At 50.2% G+C, this 22,759-nt stretch carries 20 protein-coding genes; 17 read left to right on the top strand and 3 right to left on the bottom strand.

Features of this window, described 5'->3' with window-relative positions:
- The first annotated feature begins 13 nt into the window (after window positions 1-13).
- Window positions 14-751 (top strand): DUF3667 domain-containing protein, encoded by a 738-nt coding sequence (locus IX84_RS00185; RefSeq protein WP_044215542.1) that lies wholly within the window; start codon window positions 14-16, stop codon window positions 749-751.
- A gap of 7 nt (window positions 752-758) precedes the next feature.
- On the opposite strand, the gene IX84_RS00180 is transcribed toward IX84_RS00185, so the two are convergent.
- Together IX84_RS00180 and IX84_RS00175 are read right to left on the bottom strand one after the other, a co-directional pair.
- A complete protein-coding gene (locus IX84_RS00180; RefSeq protein ID WP_044215540.1) occupies window positions 759-2,588 on the bottom strand; it encodes a UbiD family decarboxylase in 1,830 nt (609 codons plus the stop codon).
- A 162-nt stretch (window positions 2,589-2,750) separates the two neighbouring features.
- On the bottom strand, window positions 2,751-3,413 hold the full coding sequence (locus IX84_RS00175) for an START domain-containing protein (RefSeq protein ID WP_160213591.1): 663 nt from the start codon (window positions 3,411-3,413) through the stop codon (window positions 2,751-2,753).
- Between the two features lie 141 nt (window positions 3,414-3,554).
- On the opposite strand from IX84_RS00175, the gene thyA reads away from it, so the two are divergent.
- The 16 genes from thyA to IX84_RS00095 all read left to right on the top strand — a co-directional run bounded on the left by thyA (window position 3,555) and on the right by IX84_RS00095 (window position 22,061).
- The gene (gene thyA / locus IX84_RS00170) at window positions 3,555-4,460 is read left to right on the top strand and encodes a thymidylate synthase (RefSeq protein ID WP_044215537.1); all 906 of its coding nucleotides are present in this window, start codon (window positions 3,555-3,557) and stop codon (window positions 4,458-4,460) included.
- 268 nt (window positions 4,461-4,728) lie between these two features.
- Window positions 4,729-6,159 carry a c-type cytochrome gene (locus IX84_RS00165; protein ID WP_044215535.1) on the top strand — a complete coding sequence of 477 codons (1,431 nt, stop codon included), beginning with the start codon at window positions 4,729-4,731 and terminating at the stop codon, window positions 6,157-6,159.
- A gap of 36 nt (window positions 6,160-6,195) precedes the next feature.
- A complete protein-coding gene (locus tag IX84_RS00160; protein WP_044215533.1) occupies window positions 6,196-9,540 on the top strand; it encodes a TAT-variant-translocated molybdopterin oxidoreductase in 3,345 nt (1,114 codons plus the stop codon).
- Between the two features lie 64 nt (window positions 9,541-9,604).
- Window positions 9,605-11,014: an NrfD/PsrC family molybdoenzyme membrane anchor subunit gene (nrfD, locus tag IX84_RS00155; protein WP_044215531.1), complete on the top strand. Its 1,410-nt coding sequence runs from the start codon at window positions 9,605-9,607 to the stop codon at window positions 11,012-11,014.
- Between the two features lie 31 nt (window positions 11,015-11,045).
- A complete protein-coding gene (locus IX84_RS00150) occupies window positions 11,046-11,576 on the top strand; it encodes a DUF3341 domain-containing protein (protein WP_044215530.1) in 531 nt (176 codons plus the stop codon).
- Between the two features lie 25 nt (window positions 11,577-11,601).
- Window positions 11,602-12,534 carry a c-type cytochrome gene (locus tag IX84_RS00145; protein ID WP_044215528.1) on the top strand — a complete coding sequence of 311 codons (933 nt, stop codon included), beginning with the start codon at window positions 11,602-11,604 and terminating at the stop codon, window positions 12,532-12,534.
- Between the two features lie 192 nt (window positions 12,535-12,726).
- Complete coding sequence (locus IX84_RS00140) at window positions 12,727-14,052, top strand: hypothetical protein (RefSeq protein ID WP_044215526.1); 1,326 nt, start codon at window positions 12,727-12,729, stop codon at window positions 14,050-14,052.
- A 156-nt stretch (window positions 14,053-14,208) separates the two neighbouring features.
- Entirely contained in the window at window positions 14,209-15,384 is a 1,176-nt protein-coding gene (locus tag IX84_RS00135; RefSeq protein WP_052515655.1) for a cytochrome c oxidase subunit II, read from the top strand.
- Between the two features lie 79 nt (window positions 15,385-15,463).
- Entirely contained in the window at window positions 15,464-17,320 is a 1,857-nt protein-coding gene (locus tag IX84_RS00130; RefSeq protein WP_044215524.1) for a cytochrome c oxidase subunit I, read from the top strand.
- Between the two features lie 96 nt (window positions 17,321-17,416).
- Window positions 17,417-18,310, top strand: a complete 894-nt coding sequence (cyoE, locus tag IX84_RS00125; RefSeq protein ID WP_052515654.1) for a heme o synthase — start codon at window positions 17,417-17,419, stop codon at window positions 18,308-18,310.
- 8 nt (window positions 18,311-18,318) lie between these two features.
- On the top strand, window positions 18,319-18,900 hold the full coding sequence (locus IX84_RS00120) for a cytochrome c oxidase subunit 3 (RefSeq protein WP_044215522.1): 582 nt from the start codon (window positions 18,319-18,321) through the stop codon (window positions 18,898-18,900).
- Window positions 18,901-18,939: 39 nt separating this feature from the next.
- Complete coding sequence (locus tag IX84_RS00115) at window positions 18,940-19,881, top strand: cytochrome c oxidase subunit 3 (protein WP_052515653.1); 942 nt, start codon at window positions 18,940-18,942, stop codon at window positions 19,879-19,881.
- 41 nt (window positions 19,882-19,922) lie between these two features.
- Window positions 19,923-20,354: a cytochrome C oxidase subunit IV family protein gene (locus tag IX84_RS00110; protein WP_052515652.1), complete on the top strand. Its 432-nt coding sequence runs from the start codon at window positions 19,923-19,925 to the stop codon at window positions 20,352-20,354.
- 143 nt (window positions 20,355-20,497) lie between these two features.
- Window positions 20,498-21,145 (top strand): hypothetical protein, encoded by a 648-nt coding sequence (locus IX84_RS00105; RefSeq protein ID WP_152604864.1) that lies wholly within the window; start codon window positions 20,498-20,500, stop codon window positions 21,143-21,145.
- A gap of 9 nt (window positions 21,146-21,154) precedes the next feature.
- On the top strand, window positions 21,155-21,730 hold the full coding sequence (locus IX84_RS00100) for a DUF420 domain-containing protein (RefSeq protein WP_044215517.1): 576 nt from the start codon (window positions 21,155-21,157) through the stop codon (window positions 21,728-21,730).
- A gap of 58 nt (window positions 21,731-21,788) precedes the next feature.
- A complete protein-coding gene (locus IX84_RS00095; protein ID WP_044215515.1) occupies window positions 21,789-22,061 on the top strand; it encodes a hypothetical protein in 273 nt (90 codons plus the stop codon).
- A 77-nt stretch (window positions 22,062-22,138) separates the two neighbouring features.
- Here the strand turns inward: IX84_RS00095 and IX84_RS00090 are convergent, their stop codons facing one another.
- A complete protein-coding gene (locus IX84_RS00090; RefSeq protein WP_044215514.1) occupies window positions 22,139-22,750 on the bottom strand; it encodes a porin family protein in 612 nt (203 codons plus the stop codon).
- Window positions 22,751-22,759 lie beyond the last annotated feature (9 nt).

Below are 22,759 nucleotides of genomic sequence, written 5' to 3'. Positions count from 1 at the left end.
TCAAAGCTCGAATATGTCTGCTTCAACCACCTGCACCATCTGCCAAACCAAACTACAGGGCGATTACTGCTCCTCCTGCGGTCAGCGCTACCTTGGCAGGCGCGTCAACGCCTGGGATGTGATTGGTGGCTGGCTGTCGGGCCTGCTGCTGCCGGAGCGCTCCCTGCTGGGCACCTTCCGGCAATTACTGGTCAATCCCCGCTACATCGTCAATAACTACTGGTCGGGGTTCCGTGGGTACTACCTGTCGCCCAGCCAGCTGGTGGTGTACATGCTCTTCGTTTTCGGTCTTCACCTGGCTTTGGTCAACCAGGAAATTCTGGGCATTACGGTGAATGTGAGTGGGGTTTCAGATTCCCTAAAGTCGTTCCTTTCGCCTCAGCTATTCCTGTTCCTGCTGATGATCCCGATGCTGGGCCTCTCCACAGCTGCTGTCTACTACCGGCATAAGCATAGTTTCCCGGAGCATTTCACTGCCGCTATCTATCTTTTTGCACTTTGGGCCATCCTGTTTACTCTGCTTTACGATATGCTCTATCTGCTCTTAGGCATGGAGCTGGGGTCTTTGCCTTTCTGGTTCTTTGGTGCAGTATTCCTCTGGAGTGCACGAGTGTTTAGCCCCGAAGGCAGCGCCTGGTACCGGGTGTTGTTAAATTCAGTCCTTTCTATCCTTATGCTTGCCCTTATTTTCGCTATCCTGCTCGGCATTGCCTATTTGCTGGACCCGGAAGGGGCGATAGAGCAGGGGTAGTTGCATATTACCCCCACTTTTCCAGTAATCCACCTTTTTTGAAGAAACGGTCGGCCGTCGCTTCCGCTTTCTTGTCCGTAATCAAAGGCGGGGCATGGTGCGGCTTGATCCGCGCATCAATAATCACCGGGCCCCGGCAGCCCCAGTGTTTGTGCTCCACAAAGGCATCCACGCCGTGAATGTCGTGAGAGGGGTTGGCCCGGGTAAAGGCGGCCCAAAGGAAATTGTTGACCGGTCCGCTGAGGAAGTCGCTGTCATCGCAGAGGACAATCATCGGGATGCCCGACCAGTCAAACGGGCGAAGGTGATGAGCCAGGGTTTCCGCTTCTTCATAGGAAGCGTCACCGGTAAATCCAGGCCCCTGTACCGCCAAGATACCCGGCTGTACAAACCTCGGATTGCTAAATCCATTGGGCAGGCTGAGATCAACCGGGAGTTCGGCGCTCAACTCGCGGCGTTTATCTCCGCAGCAGGCCACAATGACCTTGGAACCGGCATTCCATCCCGTACCCGAGTAGTCGAGGGTATCAATGGTCGTCTTGGTCTGAAAGTGCAAATCCCGGGTCAGGTCAATGCGCTCCAGCACGTGCCGGAAAAAGGCGGGAATGTCATGCGTGCTAAGGTTTGGCGCGTCTCCATCGGCAGCGATAAACAGGAACTTGGCCAGGGAAGTCTGCCCGGAGCCAATGATACGGTTCGCCTGCGTGAGGATTTCTTCCGGCTTGCGCTCGCGGAACGGCATATACCGTTCACTGCCAATTGCCAGTAACAAAGGGTGCACGCCCGCCGCGTCCACTGCATTAATCTCTTTAATCCCCGGAAACTCCTGAGGCGTCAACAGCTTGACCAGCTGATGGATGAGGTAGCCAAAGCTTGAGTCTTCCTGCGGTGGCCGGCCTACCACGGTAAAGTGCCAAACAGCATCCTTGCGGTGGTACACCTTCTCCACCTCCATCACCGGGAAGTCGTGCTCTAAGCTGTAGTAGCCCAGGTGGTCACCGAATGGCCCTTCCGGCTTTTTCTCTCCTTTGCGGATGATGCCCGTGATGACAAAGTCGGCATCAGCAGAAAGTACATGCCCGTTCTGCCGTACATAGCGGAAACGCCGCCCGCCCAGCATCCCGGCGAAGGTCAGCTCCGAAAGCCCTTCCGGCAACGGCATGATAGCCGAGAAGGCATGTGAAGGTGGCCCACCTACAAAAATGGACGCCCGGAAGGGTTCGTCGCTATTGTTGTATTGGGTATGGTGTACCCCGATGCCCCGGTGAATCTGATAGTGCATGCCCACTTCCTTGTCCGGCACATACTCGTTGCCCGACAGCTGAATGCGGTACATGCCCAGGTTGGACTGCATGATACTTTTTTCCCCCGGAGGCAGAGTAAACACCTGAGGCAGAGTGACAAAAGCCCCGCCATCCATCGGCCAGGACTTAATTTGCGGCAGCTGGCTGACTGTAGTGGTACCGTGCAGTATAGGCGCGCCCATCCGTTTTTGCATGGGCAGGGCCGAAACAGCGGTGAAGGGTGCCGACAGGTAACGCATAGGGTTTTTGAGGAGATTGACCGGGTCTGCCTTGAGCTCAATGACTTTTTGCACCTTGTCTATAGTATGACGGAACAGAAACTCCGTCCGCTCAAAAGTCCCGTAAATATTAGACAAGGCAGGGAAGGGGCTGCCTTTTACGTTCTCAAAAAAAAGCGCAGGCCCCTCCGCATCATAAATACGGCGGTGGATACTGGCGATTTCCAGATTGGGGTCTACTTCCTCTTTGATGCGGACAAGTTTGCCGTGGCGTTCCAGGTCGCGCACCGCTTCCATCATACTGCGATAAGCCATAATTCCAATGGGTTAAGTCGTAAATACCTGACTATTTAAAGTGCAACATGAACAGCGGCTTCATAAGTGGAAAAACCAGCAAGTTATTCGGGCCAGTCGCACTAGTGTAGTCGTTTTTCCGGGAAAGTCAACACCGGTGGTGCAGGAAAGTTGGGCGAAGTCTTACTTCAAAAACGCGAACTTTGCATTCTGATATTTCTCTGACTTTAGCATTTCCCGCATACCTTTTACCGTATTCACCGGACCATTGTCCACCACCATATTGACGAGCCAGGTGGGAATGGCGCCTCCGGGGTCAGAATGCAGGCGGTAGCTCATTTGGGTTTTACTGTTCGAAACGGGGGTCAGTTCATAGTGGATATCGAGGTTGCGGATGCGGACGACATCTTCCGTTTGCTCCTTTTGATCGGGCTTGCCCTTTACATCAATATAGACCATCCGGGTTTCCGGGTCTTGCCGCAGCCGGCTTTGCGCAATAAAGTCCCGGTCGCTCATAGGCCAGGGGAAGTCCACCCTGCAATAATAGAGGCTCGCTTTGTCCTCCGCAGGCTTTAACCGGTAAGCCTCCTGGCACTTGTAAATCCACTCTTCGTACACGGGGACATCTTTAAGTACGGCCACCACCGCATGCAGGGAAGCATCAAGCGTCGTTTCAATTTTAATCTCCTTGACATCCGAGTTGGCGGCGTCTCTGACGTAAACGTTCAGCCCGTCAGATTGGCGTTTGAGTTCCCACCCTTTGTTATCCTGTGCGGCAGAATGGCCATAGAAAAGACATAAAAGACTGAAAACAAGAAGTTTAAGCGCGGAAGTGCTGTTTGTCATCGAAAAATTATTTTTATTTTTAACGCTTAAGTACTGTGCTGGTTGTCGGACCTTTTTATTTTTGTCCAACATTTTTACCACCCGGCGCATAGTCCCATCAAGCCAAAGCCACAAAATTGGCGCAAACAAAAAGCATTCCGCATGCAGGCGTACCACGAGCTATTGCAGCATATCCTGGACAATGGAGTCCGCAAAGATGACCGTACCGGCGTAGGTACGATCAGTGTCTTTGGGTACCAAATGCATATTGATCTGGCTGAAGGCTTCCCGCTGCTTACCACCAAGAAAGTCCATTATAAGTCTATTCTGCACGAACTGTTGTGGTTCCTACAGGGGGACACCAATATCCGTTACCTCGTCCAAAACGGCGTTCGGATCTGGAACGAGTGGCCGTTTCAGTATTACCTTAGTGCAAATGGGCTGGAAGACCGCTACCCCAAATACAGCCCGGAGTGGAAAAATGAATTGAAGGCGTTCGAAGAAAAAATTAAGGAAGATGTAGCTTTCGCTGAAAAGTGGGGAGAGCTTGGGCCGGTTTACGGGCAGCAGTGGCGCAATTTCGGCGGTGTGGACCAAATTGCCGGTGTTGTAGCGCAAATTAAGCGCAACCCGGACTCCCGCCGCCATATCGTTACCGCCTGGAACCCGCAGGATATCCCGGCTATGGCTCAGTCAGGCCTGCCGCCCTGCCATGTGCTGTTCCAGTTTTACGTAGCTGAAGGCAAGCTGTCCTGTCAGCTCTACCAGCGGTCAGCCGATGTATTCCTGGGCGTGCCTTTTAATATCGCCTCCTATGCACTTTTAACGATGATGGTGGCACAGGTTTGCGAACTGAAACCCGGGACATTTGTCCATACATTTGGAGACGTGCATTTGTACAGTAACCACATAGACCAAGCCCGGCTGCAACTTACGAGAACACCGCGTAAGTTGCCAATGATGAAGATCAACCCTGAGGTGAAAAACCTCTTTGGGTTTACCTTTTCAGACTTTGAACTGAAGGGTTACGACCCTCATCCTGCTATCCGTGCGCAAGTGGCAGTCTGAGTGTTAGAATCATACCCAAGCGGTATATATTAATTTAATTTTGTTCATATGTTTTCTGGGCAAACAATATTGCGCAAACGAGGATTTTAAAGCCTTCCTCAAGTCAAGTTTTTCGGGCGGTTAACGCCTTGTTTAGATAAGATCTAAATAGTGGAAGGTTTCGGACTTTTATTGTTAAATGAGTGCAGTGCATTCTATATTTGCGCTGACAATAGAATGACAGAACAAGCAATTGTCGATTTACCATAAAACTATAAGCATCATAGAGATGACATATAAGCAGTTGATTAGCCGAGTCCTTTTCCTCTTGGCGATGGCAGTTTTTGCACTGCCGGCAATGGCTCAGGAAGAAGGTGATGGTGGAGGTGCCGTAAATATTGACGAGGGCAAAACGCTCTTCCGCAATTATTGCGCGACCTGCCACAACAAGAACATGAAGGATAACCTCACTGGCCCTGCACTGGGCGGTACCCAGGAACGCTGGGCGGACTATCCGAAGGAAGATCTTTACAATTGGATCCGTCAGTCTCAGTCTATGATTAACTCAGGGCATCCCCGTGCCGTTGAGTTGTGGGAAGAATGGAAGCCAACGGTAATGAACAACTTTCTAAACCTGAGCGATTCGGAGATTGATAACATTTTGGCCTATATCGAAGCCGTTTATACCGGAGCGGATAAAAAGAACGTTGCCGGGGGCGAAGCTGCGGTGGCTGTTGTGGAAGAAAAACCCAACAACACACCTCTATTCATCGCACTCGCTGTCATCCTTGCTATCCTTGCAGTCGTTCTGGCGCGCATCGTTTCCAATCTTAATTACATGTTGCAGGTACGCGAAGGCAATTCCGACGCCCGCCGTACTTCTCTGGTTGAGATTCTGACGAGCAAAGGGCTGATCGCATTTGTTATTTTCGCGCTGGTTGTACTGGGTGGTTACACTACCGTCAACAACGCTATCATGCTCGGCCGTCAGCAGGGATACGCTCCGGAGCAGCCGATCAAATTCTCACACCAAACGCATGCCGGCATTCAGAAAATCGATTGTCAGTACTGCCACGATGGTGCCCGCCGCTCCAAGCACTCCGTCATTCCTGCAGCAAACACCTGTATGAACTGCCACCGTGCTATCAAGGTCGGCTCTCAGTACGGTACTGCCGAGCTGACTAAAATATATGCTTCTATCGGTTACGATCCTTCTTCTGATACCTACCTCGACAACTACGAGGAGATGAATCAGGACGACATCGAGAAGGTCTACAAAAAATGGATCGCTGATACTTACGTCAAAGAGAATGGCTCTATTGACAGCAAAGGAGAAGAGCTCATCGAAGAGCAGTGGGAGGGCATTGTCTCCTCACTGACCAATCCACATAAAAAGAAGATTCAGGGACCTATTGAGTGGGTGCGCATTCACAACCTGCCGGACCACGTGTACTTCAACCACGCACAGCACGTGACGGTCGGTCAGCTGGAATGTCAGACCTGCCACGGCCCAATGGAAGAATGGGAAGTTGCCAAGCAGCATTCTCCGCTTTCTATGGGCTGGTGCATCAACTGCCACCGTCAGACGGAGGTACAGTTTGATGACAATGAGTATTATAAGTCTTACACTCGTTACCATGAGGAAATCGCCAGCGGCGAGCGTGAAAAGGTGACGGTCGAAGACATTGGCGGTCTTGAGTGCCAGAAGTGCCACTATTAAACCTCATTAGCTGAATTGAATCTGAAAAAAGTAGCAATGAAGAATAAAAACAATGGTGTTTGGATCGGTGTGGACCAACTGCAAAACGATCCCAGCTACCTGGAAACAAACAAAAACGAATTCACAGAACTGCCTGTCGTTGACACCTTGTCCAAGCAGGGCGCGATGGATACGGAAGCTTCCCGCCGGGACTTCCTGAAATACCTTGGATTTGGTCTTGGTGCTGCCACGTTGGCCGCCAGTTGTGAAATCCCTGTGAAGCGCGCGGTACCCTATGTGGTCAAGCCGGATGAAATCGTACCGGGTGTCGCTACTTATTATGCTTCTTCCTTTGTGCAGGGCGGTGATTACTGCCCCGTGCTGGTGAAGACTCGTGAGGGCCGTCCCATCAAGATTGAGGGCAACACCCTTTCCAATATTACAAAAGGCGGTACGAGCGCCCGTGCGCAGGCCAGCGTGCTCAGCCTTTACGATACTAACCGTCTCGATGGTCCTTACCGGGTGAAAGAGGGCAAGATTCAGCGTTCTGCTGACCGCAATGAACGGGGCCCGTCCTGGGAGGAAATCGACGGTGAAATTATGGGCAAACTGACTGCTGGTTCCAGCATTCGGATTGTGGCGAACACCATCATGAGCCCAACGACTAAGAAAGCCCTTGAGGATTTCACAGCGGCTTACCCCAATACCGAAGTGGTCATGTACGACCCGGTTTCAAGCTCTGCCATCCTGGAAGCGAACGAAGCTTCCTTCGGTCAGGCTGTGATCCCGGCTTACCACTTCGACAAAGCTGATGTGATTGTTAGCTTTGATGCTGATTTCCTTGGCACCTGGATTTCTCCAACCGAGTTTGCCAACCAATACGCGACCAACCGCCGTATCAAGAAGGTGAAGGGCGCGAAGATGTCCCGCCACATTCAGGTGGAAAGCCACATGAGCCTCACCGGTTCCAACGCGGACAACCGCATCATGGTGAAGCCTTCTGAGCAGGGCGCAGCTATTGTTGCATTGTACAACGCCGTTGCTGCCAAGACCGGCGGAGCCCGTGTAAGCGGACCGAACCTTGAAGGTGCCACGGCTGGCAAAATTCAAAAAGTAGCAGACGAGCTGGTCAGCAACCGCGGCAAGTCCCTGGTGGTTTCCGGCTCCAATAATAAAGGCGAGCAGATCCTGATCAATGCGATCAACAATATGCTCGGCAACTATGGCAGTACCCTGGACTTCAACGCCGCTTCCATGCAGCGTCAGGGTATGGACAAGCCGGTACAGGACCTGGTGAAGGCGATGAGCGCCGGCCGGGTGGACGCGCTGTTCGTAATGGACGGCGCTAACCCTGCATTCGACCTGCCCAATGCATCACAGTTCCGCGAAGCTGCCTCAAAGGTAGGGCTGAAGGTTTCCTTCTCCATGGTACCTAATGAGACGGTGGCACTTTGCGACTACATCACGCCAACGCACCATTACCTGGAAAGCTGGGGCGATGTGGAGCCTAAGCGCGGCCACTACAGCCTGATTCAACCCACTATCGCACCGATCTTCAATACGGTTGGCCGTCCAGGTAGCCGTCAGACAGAAGAGAGCCTGCTCCGCTGGGCGAAGTACGATATGATGAGCGTGATGGGCGGTAGCAGCACGGACAGCGTTGCAGTTGCAGCAAAGTCTAATCCTTACTATGAAAAGTCTAAAGAAGACGTTGGTGCTTTCATCTTCAACTACATGAAGAAGCACTGGCAGGAAAACCTGTTCCCTAAGCAGAGTGGTTTTGCGACCTTCAAAATGTTCTGGGACAGCGTACTGCACGACGGCGTCTTTGTAGCTGAAGATACTGCGGAGGCACCTGCTTTTGCCGGCGATGTAAACGCTGCAGCCCGCATGGTGCGCAAGCCATCCAGTGCCGAACTCGAAATCTCCCTTTTCGAAACCGTCAATATGGGCGGTGGTGTATACAGCAACAACCCCTGGCTTCTTGAGATGCCGGACCCGGTCAACCGCTGTACCTGGGGCAACTACCTGGCCATCCCTGTTGGCTGGGACGGTGGCAATGAGTTCACTTCCTTTATGGGGCTGAACCCGGACGAAAGCAAGGGTAAGGCTGATATAGTGGATGTAACCGTGAACGGTACGGCGCAACGCTGCACTGTTGTACGGCAGTTTGGCCAAATGCAGGGCACGCTTGCTATTGCTCTGGGCTATGGCCGCAGCGAGACAGGCATGCTTGGCCGCGCAATTGGTAATAATGTCGGGGTTGACGTTTTCCCGTGGACTTCCTACGATGAGAACGGCAACGTACAATACTACGCTACTGTAGACAGCGTGTCTGAAAAGGTAGCTGAAGAAGACCGCTTTGCCTGCGTACAGTACCACCATTCAATGGGCCTTACGGGTGAAGATCCAGAAACCGGAGAGGAGATCAACGTCGATGAAAAGACGGTAATGACGATCGGAGAAGGTTTCCAGGGTGGATTGGTTAACCGTTCCATCATCTATCAGGGCAGTTTGTCTGAGCTTGAGGACCTTTCTCATCATATTGAAGAAAAGCGTACCGAGGCACAGAAACTGAACAGCCACACCCTGTACCCTTACGATGAGTACAAGGAGCAGGTATATGATCAGGGTCATCACTGGTCCATGCACATCGACCTGAATGCGTGCATCGGCTGCGGTGCCTGTCAGGTAGCTTGTATTGCAGAAAACAACGTACCTGTAGTTGGCAAGACCGAGGTGGCACGCCACCACGAGATGACCTGGCTGCGGATTGACCGCTACTTCTACGGTGACTATGAGAACCCGAATGTGGTTTACCAGCCAATGATGTGCCAGCACTGTGACAACGCGCCTTGTGAGAACGTTTGCCCGGTAGCTGCAACCAACCACAGCTCAGAAGGTCTGAACCAGATGACCTACAACCGTTGTATCGGTACGCGTTACTGTGCGAACAACTGCCCTTACAAAGTACGTCGTTTCAACTGGCTCGACTACACTACCGCTGACCTGTTCGGTGCCAACGAGTACGACCTGAACGGCGAAGAAGCCATTCCATTCGGTGCGGACAACCTGACCCGTATGGTCCTCAACCCTGACGTGACGGTTCGTTCACGCGGTGTGATTGAGAAGTGCAGCTTCTGTGTACAGCGTATTCAGGAAGGTAAGCTGACGGCTAAGCGCGAGCAGCGCAAACTGCGCGATCAGGACGTGAAGACCGCTTGTCAGACGGCATGCCCAACCGGCGCTATCGTCTTTGGTGACGACAACGACAAGGAAGGCATCCTGGCAGAGCGTCTGGAAAACCCACTGAACTATCTGGTGCTTGAAGAAATCAACACCCAGTCCGCAGTGCGTTACCAGGCACGTGTCAACAACAAGAACGAAGAACTCGATGCATAAAGCTGGTGGGGAGCCTGCTCCCCACCGCCTCTATAATTAAATAACATTTAACGACTCGATTATAATGAGTGCAGTAGTATCTCCAATTCGTGAACCCTTAGTAACCGGTGGTAAGACCTACCATCAGATTACTGAAGATATTTGCTCGCCAACGGAGCGTACGCCGAGCGCTGCCTGGGTGCTGGCTTTCATTGTAGCGGTGACCGGCCTGGCGCTGTTCGTCTTTGGTGTAGCCTGGACGATCTGGCAGGGCATTGGTACCTGGGACCTCAACCGGACGATCGGTTGGAGTTGGGACATTACCAACTTCGTATGGTGGGTAGGTATTGGTCACGCCGGCACACTGATTTCGGCCATCCTCCTGCTTTTCCGTCAGCGCTGGCGGACGGGTGTAAACCGGGCTGCGGAGGCGATGACCATCTTTGCGGTTATTTGCGCAGGTCAGTTCCCCCTTATTCATATGGGGCGTATCTGGCTGGCGTTTTTCATTTTCCCTTACCCGAACACACGCGGACCGCTGTGGGTAAACTTCAACTCACCGCTGCTTTGGGACGTATTTGCGATCTCGACTTACTTTACGGTATCGCTGTTGTTCTGGTACACCGGTCTGGTGCCTGACTTTGCGACGGTACGTGACCGGGCAAAAGGCATCCGCCGCAAGCTTTATAACTTTCTGTCCTTCGGCTGGACGGGCAGCGCCAAGCACTGGCAGCGTTGGGAAGCACTCTCCCTGGTACTGGCAGGTCTTGCGACGCCACTGGTACTTTCGGTGCACACCATCGTATCCTTTGACTTTGCCACTTCCGTAATTCCGGGCTGGCACACCACGATCTTCCCGCCCTACTTTGTTGCGGGCGCGATCTTCTCCGGTTTTGCCATGGTACAGACCCTGATGATCATGACACGGAAGATTCTCAAACTGGAAGACTACATCACACTTGAGCATATAGAGAGCATGAACAAGGTAATCCTGGCCACCGGAACTATCGTTGGTGTGGCTTACCTGACGGAGCTCTTCATCGCCTGGTACTCCGGGTACATTTATGAGCAGTTTGCTTTCTATAACCGTGTACTGGGGCCGTATTACTGGTCCTACATCGGTATGATGTCCTGTAACGTGCTTTCACCGCAAATTTTCTGGTGGAAGAGCCTGCGCCGGAACGTCTTCGTCACCTTTGTGATGTCCATCTTCGTGAATATCGGTATGTGGTTTGAGCGCTTTGTGATTATTGCGACCACACTGGCACGGGATTACCTCCCATCAAGCTGGAGCTACTACGTGCCAACCTGGGTGGAAATCATCATTTTCATTGGTTCTCTGGGGCTGTTCTTTACCCTTTACCTCATCTTCGTGCGTGTAGCGCCAGTGGTTGCGGTAGCGGAAGTCAAGAGTATCCTAAAGGCGGGTGGTGATCAGTACATTGGCCCCAATGCCAATAAAACCCACCACGGCAGCAAGGAAGCCGCCCACTAATCCAATTTGAAGAATCTGTAACGCTAGAATAATGAGCAATCAAAAGAAAGATATTCTGTACGGATTGTACAACGACGAGGAGTACCTGCTCAAGGCGGTAGACCATGCCAATGCCGAAGGGCTTGAAATAACAGAGGTGTTTACGCCTTTTCCGGTCCACGGGCTTGATCCTAAGCTGGGCTTTGCGGAAAGCCGCCTGCACATTACCGGTTTTGTATATGGCATGCTCGGTACACTAACGGCTTTTCTGTTCATGACCTGGGTTTTCACCCGGGACTGGCCGATCATTTTTGGAGGCAAGCCTTACTTTTCTGCGCCGGCATTCATTCCGATCACCTTTGAGTTGACGGTACTGTTTGCGGCGGTAGGTATGGTGGTTACCTTTTATATCATCTGTGGCCTTGGCCCGGGCGTCACTATCCCGACCCTGGACGACCGCATCACGGATGATAAATTCTGCATCGCATTTGATGTGACGAATGCGGAAGAATCCCTGACCGACAAGCTGAAGGGCTTCTTTTCCCAAACGGGTGCGGAAGAGGTAAACACCAAGAATATTTAAGAAAGAACTATAAACAAGAGATGTGATGAAAAACATCAAGCATATACTTTGGGCATTCGTTGCAGTGGTGGTATTACACTCCTGTGCTCCTGCGGATGGCAACTATCCGGGCAGTGAATACATGCCTGACATGGGGCATTCCATTGCTCAGGAAGCGAACGTCTTTACCGATTATTACTACAATACCTGGGACAGTGCCAGTGTGGTAAAGCTCAAGGAGCTGCCCATTGCAGGTCTGCCTGCTAAAGGTGCCGTGCCCCGTGGTTACGCAGGTGCTTATCTGGCTGCGAATCAGGAAGGCGGCGCCTCTACAGATGCCGTAATGGCCTATATGAATGGCAAAGATCAGATTCAAGGTATCGCGGTGCCCGTCAATGGCTCTGTACCTTATTATTACGAGGATACAGAACCTGAGCGCGAGCGTGCTACTGCTGAGATCATTAATAACCCTTTCCCAATCACTGCTGAAGGGCTGGCAAAAGGAGAGGACCTTTACAATAAGTTCTGCGGCATTTGCCACGGAGAGAAAGGGGACGGCGTGGGCTATCTGGTTTCCGATGAAAACCCAAACGCGGCTTACCCAGCTGCTCCTGCGAACTTCCTGCTTGATCAGTTTCTGGAAGCTTCCAACGGCCGTTACTATCATGCCATTATGTATGGCAAGAACGTGATGGGCGGCTACGCTGACAAAATTTCCTACGAAGAGCGCTGGCAGGTGATCCACTGGATCCGTGCCTTGCAGGCTAAGGAGAAGAAGCTGGAATACAACGCCGAAGCCAATACTCTTAACCCGGCATTTGGTACGCCTGCAAGTCAGGCACCTTCACTGGCACAAAAGATGACAGACGAAGCTGAAATGCCGGCTGAAGCTGGGGACCACAGCGAAGGCGACCACAGTGGAGAAGGTGATCACGGTGGTGATCATAGCCACGGCGATGGCGGTCATGGTAAAAAGTAATTCTGTGAAAGGGCTACACAAGTAGTTTAACGGAAATAAATGATACAATTTTCTTTTAGGATTCGCTAAAATTTCCACACAACCTCCCTTTGGTCAGTTGTATTGAAAACTTTAACGAATCAAAATTGCATCCTTTATTTTTATCCGTCCTTAAGAAAAGCAATCGAAAAAACTATTCAAACAAAATAACTAATGGACCAATTCACGATTACTGGCAATCAGCGGAACGTCCTTTTTGGGTTCATGGGGCTGGGTTTGTTGTGCATGATCATCACCTTTTTTGGTGACGATATGTTCCATACCCGTTTCTGGACGAACTACCTGCACAATTCCGTTTTCTTTACGGGTATTGCATTGATGTCGCTTTTTATCCTGTCTGCCTTTACAACAGCACTAGCTGGCTGGCATACATTGATTAAGCGTATTTGGGAAGCATATTCCATGTTTTTGATACCGGGCTTAATTTTGATGGCAGTTGTGGTAATTGCCACAGTAGGTCACATGCACCACCTGTATCACTGGACCGATGCATCGGAAGTGGCTAATGATCCGATCCTGAATGGGAAGTCTGGCTTTTTGAACCTCACCTGGTTCTCTGCCGGAACGATCATCATCATGGGCATTTGGATCTTTTTTGCCTGGAAAATGCGGCAGCTGTCTCTCGATGAGGATAAAAACGGGGATGCTTCTTATGAGCACCACCGTAAAATCCGGATTTATTCAGCCGCATTCCTTCCTATTGCAGGATTCTCCAGTGCAGCGGTAATCTGGCTTTGGATTATGTCCATTGATGCCCACTGGTACTCTACGCTGTTTGCGTGGTACACCGGGGCGAGCTGGTTCGTGGCAGCAATGGCTTCCACTATTGTACTGATTGCCTACCTGAAGGGCAAAGGCTATCTGCAGAACGTTACGCAGGAGCACCTGCATGACCTCGGTAAGTACCTGTTTGCGTTCAGTATCTTTTGGACCTACCTATGGTTCTCTCAGTACATGCTGATTTGGTACGGCAACGTCGGTGAGGAAACTGTATACTTCCAGGAGCGGCAGGAGAACTACCCTGTGCTTTTCTACGGTAACCTGCTGCTGAACTTCATTGCGCCTTTCTTTGTACTGATGCGCAATGACACCAAACGTAAGTACGGTACTATGGTTTTTGCATCTGTTGTGGTTTTCTTTGGTCACTGGTGGGATTTCTTCCAGATGATCAAGCCTGGTGCACGACTGACTGCCATGCATGCGATGGAGCATCACGGAGGTGAAGGTGCGCACCATGGAGCAGAGCACGGCGCAGAGCTTGCCGGGCACACCGAAGCAGCTATGCACGCTATGCCATTCGAGATGGGCTTTACCATCCCTGGCTTGCTTGAACTGGGAACGATGCTGGGCTTTTTGGCTTTGTTCATCTATGTAATTTTGAATCAGCTGTCTAAAGCACCGCTGACACCAAAGAACGATCCTTACCTCGAGGAGTCCCTGCACCATCATGTAGAGCTGCACGGGGAAGAGGCGCACTAAAAATGTAGTTCAGCAAGAACTGCAAAACCCGGTTTATTTAGACTGGTTCTAAACAAAATTAGTCTGAAATCAGAAACGGGGGTAAAGCTGTTGAATGAGTGTATTTTAGCAACAGCGAAAGAAGAATTGATTACACACAAAATCAGATAAAGAATAATGACTGCTTTATTCGTACTACTTTGCGTTATTCTAATTGGCATTATTGTCGTTCAGATCGGCAAGGTGACAGAGCTGGCGGGTAAAATTCGCGGTGAAGAGGAAGCACAGGAGCGGACCAACCGTACACAGGCGGGCTACTCCATGATTTTCATGATTGTGTTCCTTCTGGCTTGTACCGTGTCTGCCATTTATTATAAGGACAGCATGCTATGGTATGGTCCTAATGAATCTGCTTCTGCTCACGGTAGCAGCATTGATTACATTTTTAATATCACACTGTTCTTCACGGGCATTGTATTCTTCATCACACAGATACTGCTATTCTACTTTGCTTACAAGTACCGCGCACGCCGTGGCTCAAAGGCAGAGTACATTTCGCACAACAACCGCCTTGAGGTGATCTGGACCGCTATCCCTGCGGTAGTGATGACCTTTCTCGTAGTGGGCGGTCTGGATGCCTGGAACGATGTGATGGCGGACGTGGAAGAAGGTGAAGACTACATCGAAATCGAAGCGACAGGTTATCAGTTTGCCTGGCACCTGCGCTACCCTGGCCCTGACGGAAAGCTCGGTGCCCGGGATTACAAGATGATTTCCGCAACCAACCCACTTGGGCAGGTATGGTCAGACGAGAAGAACCTCGACGACTTCCACCCAAGCGAAATTGTACTGCCGGTAGGCAAGAAAGTACGTGTGCGGATTACCTCCCGCGACGTTTTACACAACTTTTACCTGCCGCACTTCCGTGTGAAAATGGATGCTGTGCCAGGTATGCCGACTTACTTTGTTTTCACTCCGACAACGACTACAGAGGAGTACCGTGCGAAGCTTGGTGCTCTGAATGACCGCGGAGAACCTCAATACCCGGAGTGGCATGCACCTCTGGATCCTGAGGACCCTGAAGGCCCGACAAAGTTTGAAGACTTCAACTTTGAGCTGGCTTGTGCGGAGCTTTGTGGCAAAGGTCACTATGCGATGCGCCGTGCGGTACGTATTGTTTCAGAAGCAGAGTACAAGAACTGGCTTTCTGAGCAGCAGTCTTACTACGAGTCTACCATCAAAGGCACAGAGGACGATCCTTTCGCTTCAGAAGCAGTGGAAGAGGAGCCCGAACTCACAGACGCGAGCCCGGTTGAGGGAGATACTCCTGAGGGCGAAGGTTCTGCCGAATAATTTCGGAACAAGAATCATGCATTTGTGTTAAAGCAATACAACAACGATTAGAACGGATAACAATAAAATTTTTCAGCAGATGGCTAATGTTGCAGATAAGCCGCTAGTACACGAAGACGATCTTTTGATCGAAGAGTACGGTTACGATGATCACTTTCATGATCATCACCACGGCGATAAATTTCAATCTAATTTTGTAACGACTTACTTTTTCAGTCAGGATCACAAGATGATCGCAAAACAGTTCCTGATCACAGGTATGTTTTGGGCGATTATTGGTGGTCTGATGTCTCTCGTTTTCCGTCTTCAGCTGGGTTTCCCGGAGGAAAATATGGCATGGCTGAAGCCGGTACTGGGCAAATGGATTACCGTAAATGATGCGGGCATTGGCTCACTGGCACCTGAATTCTACTATGCACTGGTAACGATGCACGGTACCATACTGGTATTCTTTGTATTGACAGCCGGTCTGAGTGGCACATTCTCCAACCTGCTTATTCCGTTGCAGATTGGTGCAAGGGATATGGCTTCCCCATTCATGAACATGCTTTCCTACTGGTTCTTTTTCCTGGCAGGAGTGGTCATGTTTTTCTCTTTGTTCCTGAATACAGGGCCGTTTGCAGGCGGTTGGACGGCTTACCCGCCGTTGAGTGCGCTGCCTCAAGCCTCCAGTGGTTCCGGGGCAGGTATGACACTATGGATTGTAAGCCTTGTCTTCTTTGTAGTTTCGGTACTGCTTGGTGGTATTAACTACATCACCACCGTTCTGAACATGCGTACCAAGGGTATGAGCATGTGGCGTATGCCACTGACCATCTGGGCGTTTTTCATTACCGCCATCATTGGTCTGCTTTCGTTCCCCGTTCTGGTATCTGCATTCCTGTTGGTTACTTTTGACCGCAGCCTTGGAACGAGCTTCTTCCTTAGCGAAATTTTCATTGGTGGACAGGCACTTGACCATGTAGGTGGCAGCCCGATTTTGTATCAGCACTTATTCTGGTTCCTGGGCCACCCGGAGGTATACATCATCATTCTGCCGGCGATGGGTATCGTATCAGAAGTACTTTCCGTACACTCCCGTAAGCCGATCTTCGGATACAAGGCGATGGTTTACTCTATTTTGGCAATTGCCTTCCTGTCCTTTATTGTGTGGGCGCACCACATGTTTATGTCAGGTGTGAATCCATTCATCTCGAATTTCTTCGTGATTTTCACCTTGATTATTGCAGTGCCATCAGCAGTAAAGGTGTTCAACTGGATTGCAACCCTCTATGGCGGTAACGTCCGCTTTAACTCTGCCAGCTTATTTGCCATTGGTTTCGTATCCATGTTTATCTCTGGTGGTTTGACAGGTATTTTCCTGGGTAACTCCGCCATTGACATTCAGCTGCACGATACTTACTTCGTTGTTGCTCACTTCCACATCGTGATGGGGGTTGCCGCATTCTTTGGTATGTTCGCGGGTATCTACAACTGGTTCCCAAAGATGTACGGCCGTTTCATGAACGAGACGCTTGGTAAGTTGCACTTCTGGGGTACGATTGTCGGTGCCTACGCGGTATTCTGGCCAATGCACTACCTCGGTATGGCAGGTGTGCCACGTCGTTACTACCGTTTTGACAGCTTCGCCGCCTTTGGTTCTTTCGATTTGATGAATCAGTTTATTACGGTAGCTGCGATTATCACCTTTGGCTTCCAGCTGTTGTTTGTAGTGAACTTTTTCTACAGCATCTGGAAAGGTAAGAAGATGACCGACCGCAACCCATGGAAAGCTTCCACACTGGAATGGACAACTCCAATCGAGGGCATCCACGGCAACTGGCCTGGCAAGATTCCAACTGTTCAGCGCTGGGCGTATGACTACGGTAAGGATGGCAAGGATTTCATTCCACAGATTCAGCCGGTTGGCGCTGATGAATCTAAGGATGAGCATTAATCCAAGGTCAGCAGAAAAGCTAAAATTATAAATTCACTTTGCAGGAGGTAACCTTCAAGTACGGGGTTTACCTCCTGTAATACAATAGGTGCAGACGTGTCTACTAAAGCAGAACAGTTAAGTTGGGGCGGCCTGGTGCTGCGTAAGGTAAAGGACTACCACATGCTGGTAAAGTTCCGCCTGACCCTTACTGTTGTATTTTCGTCAGTAGTGGCTTTCGCTATTGCAGCGGATGTTTTACACTGGGGAGCTGTAGCTATTCTTGCTGCAGGCGGTTTTTTAGTAACTGGTGCAGCAAATACACTGAATCAGGTACTTGAAAAAGATTACGACCGTTTGATGAAGCGTACGGCTGACCGTCCTTTGGCAGCAGGGCGCATGACCGTCTCAGAGGCGGTGATGTTTGCCGGGCTTCAGAGTTTGTTTGGCATCACCCTGCTAGCGATGTTCAATCCATGGGCGGCGTTTTTTGGGACGTTTTCGCTGGTGCTGTATGCTTTTCTTTATACCCCGCTCAAGCGCATTTCACCCGTTGCGGTTTTTGTTGGGGCTATACCCGGTGCATTGCCTACGCTTATTGGTTGTGTGGCGGCACAGGGTACGCTTACGCCTTTGGCGCTAAGCCTGTTCACACTGCAGTTTCTATGGCAGTTCCCTCACTTCTGGTCTATTGGCTGGCTTGGGTTTGAGGATTACGACAAAGCAGGCTATAAGTTGGTGCCCAAGAGCGGGCAGCAGCCAGATCGTTCGATCGCGCTGCAATCTTTTATTTTTGCGCTTTGCCTCGTGCCGGTAGGGGTGTTTCCCTACTGGATGGGTGTTAGCGGCGTGGTATCTGCCGGGATTGTCGTTGTTTTATCCCTGGCTTACGCAGGATTTAGCTGGAATTTTTACCGTAAAGCGAACCGGAAGTCAGCCTTGATGCTGATGTTCTTTTCTTTTCTGTACATTCCTGTTTCACTATTAGCCTTTTTTGCAGATAAAATTTAGGTTTAATTATGAATGCAACTGTGGCAACTGAATATACAAGAAGTAAAATCCATCCCAAGAAATTTGCATTAGGCGTAGCCTGTGCGAGTATTTTGATGATGTTTGCTGCTTTCACAAGCGCCTATATTGTGCGTCAGGCAGCGGGCAACTGGCTGGAGTTCCGTTTACCGGACATTTTCTATATTAATACGTTAGTTATTCTGCTGAGCAGTGCAACAGTGCACGGCTCTTACCTTGCGTTTAAGCGGGGTAAAACGCAGGCTTACCGAGTATTGCTGGTGTTTACTTTAATTTTGGGGCTGGCTTTCTTAGCTTTGCAGTATCAGGGGTGGCAGACGCTCACCGCTATTGGTGTGGAGCTTACTACCAACCCTTCCGGCTCCTTTGTGTATGTGATCTCCGGTGTTCATGCCGCGCATATACTGGGTGGGATAGCAGCTTTAATTGTGGCGATCATTCACGCTTTTGCTTTAACGCATAAGGTGACACCCGCCCGGAAGCTGCGTTTTGAAATGACATTAATCTATTGGCATTTTGTAGACTTTCTGTGGGTGTACCTGCTGGTATTTTTTACCCTGCAGCAGTCTTAATCTCAACTACAACTGAAACAAACAAAATAGATAAGACCGATGGCGACAACAGATTCCGTAATGGAAAAACAGGATTTGGACAATCAGGGCGGTTCCTCCTGGGATGGAGGTGAAGCGCCATTTAAGGCGAGCTATGGCAAGCTGATGATGTGGTATTTCCTGCTTTCTGATGCTTTTACGTTTGCAGGTTTCCTTATTGCATACGGTGCGTTGCGTTTCAGCAGCCCGACCTGGCCTGTTCCTGACTTCGTTTTCTCAACAGCGCCATTCGGCGTACATCACGCTCCGCTGATTTTCGTAACGATCATGTCATTCCTGCTGATCATCAGCTCCGTGACGATGGTACGTGCCGTGCAGGAAGGGCACCGTGAGAACAAAAACGGGGTTGTTTTCTGGATGCTGCTGACTATTATTGGCGGTATTGGCTTCCTAAGCTGTCAGGCATGGGAATGGACTAACCTGATTGCTACAGAGCATATGACGGTGAATGTCAATCCATTCGGAACACATGTGGAGTCTGGCGTATATCTGGATGCTAATGGCAAAGAAACGGATGAAGTATTCGAAGCCGGAGATAGCTATCTGATTCATAAGGCGGGTGCTGGTCATGGTGAGGATCATGGCGAAGGAGACCACGCTGAGCATGACTACACGCAGGGAGACCACGCAGGATACTTTGTGAACTCGGACAACTTCCTGCAGCGCAAGTACCTGGTAACAGACGGTCCGGATGCAGGAGAGGTGAAAATGCAGCAATTCGGCCCTAAGGCGTTTGGCGCATTATTCTTCTTTATTACCGGTTTCCATGGTTTCCACGTACTTTCGGGTGTGGTCTTCCTGATCATTATTATGGTCAATGCAGGCAGCGGCTTGTACATGGCCCGTAAGAATGGCCACGAGATGGTAGAGAAGATCGGTCTGTACTGGCACTTTGTAGACTTGGTGTGGGTATTTGTATTCCTGGTATTCTACCTCCTTTAATGACCCACTTTGTTGTTCACCCAAAAAAATAGCTATCAATAATGGGACACTTATCCTACGAAGATTCAAAGAAATTGGTTTATAAAGGCCTGGTACTTCTGGCCGTGGTCACTTTGATAGAAGTATTCTTTTCACTTCTGGGCAAGGGCCACGTCATCGGCGGGCTGGAAGATATCAGCTGGCTGGGTTACGTGGTAGGGCTCGTACTCATCGTACTGTCGCTCTACAAGGCGTACTACATTATTTACGAATTCATGCACATGCGGTACGAAGTGAAAGGTCTTGCGCTGAGTGTGCTTTTGCCTACTGTACTGCTGGTTTGGGCACTGATTGCTTTTTTCCAGGAAGGAACAGCCTGGAAGCAGCGCCGTCAGCAAATCGAAGATAAAGACAAAGAGAAGGTAGAAGAAGTGAAGAAAGATGATCTTCAGGGTTTCCGGAAGGATGCTGCAACCATCGAATTCAAAGGTTAAGCTTTTACGTTCTAATACGCCTGTACGACAGGCATCTGCTGAAGGGTGAGAAAATTAGTTTTCTCACCCTTTTGTTATAGGATGCAACCTTCAACAATCCCCGGTTTCCAGTGTTTTTCTCAAAACTATAGCACAACAAGCATATGGCGAAGAATAAGATGAATCTGATACAAATCGGCGGTTTATTATTACTGTTGGTTGTTTTACCACTGGGATCCTGGTACTACCTGCAAACGGGGCTAAACTACCGGATTCAGGCGCTCAATGAACTTAAAGATATTGCTCCTCTCGCTGATTTTGAACTCGTCAATTACAACGACTCTCTTGTGAAAGCAGAGCGCTTTGCTGATCAGCTGGTCGTTGGCCATTTCTACACCGGCGCAAACAAGGAGGCTTATTTTGACCTGCTTCAGCGTATGGAAGAGCAGTTCGACGAACGCAAAGATGTTTACTTCCTGACTTTCCGTGCAGGTACGGATATAGCCACCCGGGCCGAATCAGCGCAGCTGTTGCTCGACAGTAAGGTAGAAGACCCCGAGCAGTTTTTCTTTTTGCACGGGGATGCTGCTCAGATAGCCGGACTTGCGAAAACGATGAAACTTGACGGCGCCGTACAATCGGGTAGCCTGGTGGACAATGCCCGGTTATTTTTTGCGGACAGTGCGATGGTACGCAGCACTTATGATATGAACAACGCAGAAGATTTGAAATTACTCATAAAGCACATTACTCTAAACTTACACCCTATCGAAGAGCCGGATATCATCTTTGAGCGGGAAACTGAAAAATAAGCACAAGAAATGGCAGATTTACAGCTCGAGAAAAAACTCAATGTCGGCGCATGGATTGTCACGGGAGCCGTATTGATTCTGGTAGGCGTTATGCGGCAGGTGAAAATTCCTTTGCCCGATGGAGTTGACCTGGGCTTTTTGGCACCCTTTCATGCCGGCGTGAATGCGCTGACTGCGGTCACCCTGGTCATTGCACTTTACTTTATCAAGCAAAAGCAGGTGGAAGCTCACCGGAAGACTATGATGGTGGCGCTGGGGTTGTCGGTCTTGTTTTTGCTTTCCTATGTTGCTTACCACTTCACCACCCCTGAGACTATATTCGGAGATTTGGATGGTGATGGCTCGCTCAGTGCCGAGGAGCTTGCAGCGGTAGGCAGTACGCGGACTTTTTACCTGATCATTTTGCTTACCCACATTGTATTAGCTGCGGTTAGCCTGCCTTTTATTTTATTCACCTTTATCCGGGCCTATACCGGGCAGTTTGACCGCCACCGCAAGATGGCCCGTTGGGTCTGGCCCATTTGGTTTTATGTAGCAGTGACGGGGCCAGTGGCTTATCTCATGTTAATGCCATATTATCCGTAAGCGGAAACGTAAATGGCAGGGGAAACGTTATCTTTATGCGACTTAACCGGAAGTAATTATGAAAAATAAGATCATCAAGCTATTCAGTATCCTTGCGCTAGCCATGACTTTAAGTGTAGCTACCGCGCCCGATGTACAGGCACAGTGCCCGATGTGCCGTATGTCTGCCGAAAGCAATCTCAAGAATGGAGGCACCGATGGGAAAGGGTTGAATAACGGCATTTTGTATATGCTGGCAACGCCTTACATGCTTATTGGTGTGATTGGCTTCATTTGGTGGCGCAACCGCCGCAAAGAAGATGAGGAAGAGCCTGAATTGGCAGGCGAGTAAGGCTTTGTAGAAGCAAAAAAGCGGCTTGCTGCACAGATGCAGCAAGCCGCTTTTTAATTACAATCTGTCCGGTAGGCTTACAAGGGAAGCATTAGGCCGGCAGAAATTGCATAGGACCGGTTTCTGACTTCTATATCATCGTTTTCATTTACATCAGTAAGGCCAAGCAGGTAGCGGACATCAACAAAGAGGTAGCTTTTTCCAAGCGGCAGCTGAACACCCGCTGCAAAGTTGGCGGTCCAGTCACCACGTTTGAAGGTTTCCTCTTCATCAAAATCAATGTCCAGTCCTCCCACTTCTCCGCTCAGTAAATAGCTGTAGGATGGGCCGGCACCAAGGTAAGCGCTGAGTTGCTCACTGCTGCCTGTTTTCAATTTGAGAATTCCGCCGACATCCAGGTAGTTCAAGGTGACGGAAGGAGCGAGGTCAAGGATACCATCATCGCCACCGTCGAATCCCCGTTGAATATAGCTTACTTCAGGTTGGATGGCGAAATAATCGCCCAGTCCCAGTTCCAGTGAACCACCGAAAAGGACAGAGGTACGGTTGTCAAAATCAGGCTCGTTGTCGCCATCTACCTTAGCGTTGGCAAAAGTAGCGCCTACACGAGGCCCCAGATAAACACCCTGTGCGCTCAGGAATTGGATGCAAAGCCCAATCAGGGTAACAGTTACAAATACCTTTTTCATTAGAGATTG

Source organism: Phaeodactylibacter xiamenensis, assembly GCF_000759025.1.
Classification (GTDB): Bacteria; Bacteroidota; Bacteroidia; order Chitinophagales; family Saprospiraceae; genus Phaeodactylibacter; species Phaeodactylibacter xiamenensis.
This window is presented reverse-complemented; position numbering and strand designations above follow the sequence as displayed.

Coding starts and splice junctions, on each gene's coding strand:
- IX84_RS00185 (WP_044215542.1), top strand. CDS start 14: ATGTCTGCTTCAACCACCTGCACCATCTGCCAAACCAAACTACAGGGC.
- IX84_RS00180 (WP_044215540.1), bottom strand. CDS start 2,588: ATGGCTTATCGCAGTATGATGGAAGCGGTGCGCGACCTGGAACGCCAC.
- IX84_RS00175 (WP_160213591.1), bottom strand. CDS start 3,413: ATGACAAACAGCACTTCCGCGCTTAAACTTCTTGTTTTCAGTCTTTTA.
- thyA (WP_044215537.1), top strand. CDS start 3,555: ATGCAGGCGTACCACGAGCTATTGCAGCATATCCTGGACAATGGAGTC.
- IX84_RS00165 (WP_044215535.1), top strand. CDS start 4,729: ATGACATATAAGCAGTTGATTAGCCGAGTCCTTTTCCTCTTGGCGATG.
- IX84_RS00160 (WP_044215533.1), top strand. CDS start 6,196: ATGAAGAATAAAAACAATGGTGTTTGGATCGGTGTGGACCAACTGCAA.
- nrfD (WP_044215531.1), top strand. CDS start 9,605: ATGAGTGCAGTAGTATCTCCAATTCGTGAACCCTTAGTAACCGGTGGT.
- IX84_RS00150 (WP_044215530.1), top strand. CDS start 11,046: ATGAGCAATCAAAAGAAAGATATTCTGTACGGATTGTACAACGACGAG.
- IX84_RS00145 (WP_044215528.1), top strand. CDS start 11,602: ATGAAAAACATCAAGCATATACTTTGGGCATTCGTTGCAGTGGTGGTA.
- IX84_RS00140 (WP_044215526.1), top strand. CDS start 12,727: ATGGACCAATTCACGATTACTGGCAATCAGCGGAACGTCCTTTTTGGG.
- IX84_RS00135 (WP_052515655.1), top strand. CDS start 14,209: ATGACTGCTTTATTCGTACTACTTTGCGTTATTCTAATTGGCATTATT.
- IX84_RS00130 (WP_044215524.1), top strand. CDS start 15,464: ATGGCTAATGTTGCAGATAAGCCGCTAGTACACGAAGACGATCTTTTG.
- IX84_RS00120 (WP_044215522.1), top strand. CDS start 18,319: ATGAATGCAACTGTGGCAACTGAATATACAAGAAGTAAAATCCATCCC.
- IX84_RS00115 (WP_052515653.1), top strand. CDS start 18,940: ATGGCGACAACAGATTCCGTAATGGAAAAACAGGATTTGGACAATCAG.
- IX84_RS00110 (WP_052515652.1), top strand. CDS start 19,923: ATGGGACACTTATCCTACGAAGATTCAAAGAAATTGGTTTATAAAGGC.
- IX84_RS00105 (WP_152604864.1), top strand. CDS start 20,498: ATGGCGAAGAATAAGATGAATCTGATACAAATCGGCGGTTTATTATTA.
- IX84_RS00100 (WP_044215517.1), top strand. CDS start 21,155: ATGGCAGATTTACAGCTCGAGAAAAAACTCAATGTCGGCGCATGGATT.
- IX84_RS00095 (WP_044215515.1), top strand. CDS start 21,789: ATGAAAAATAAGATCATCAAGCTATTCAGTATCCTTGCGCTAGCCATG.
- IX84_RS00090 (WP_044215514.1), bottom strand. CDS start 22,750: ATGAAAAAGGTATTTGTAACTGTTACCCTGATTGGGCTTTGCATCCAA.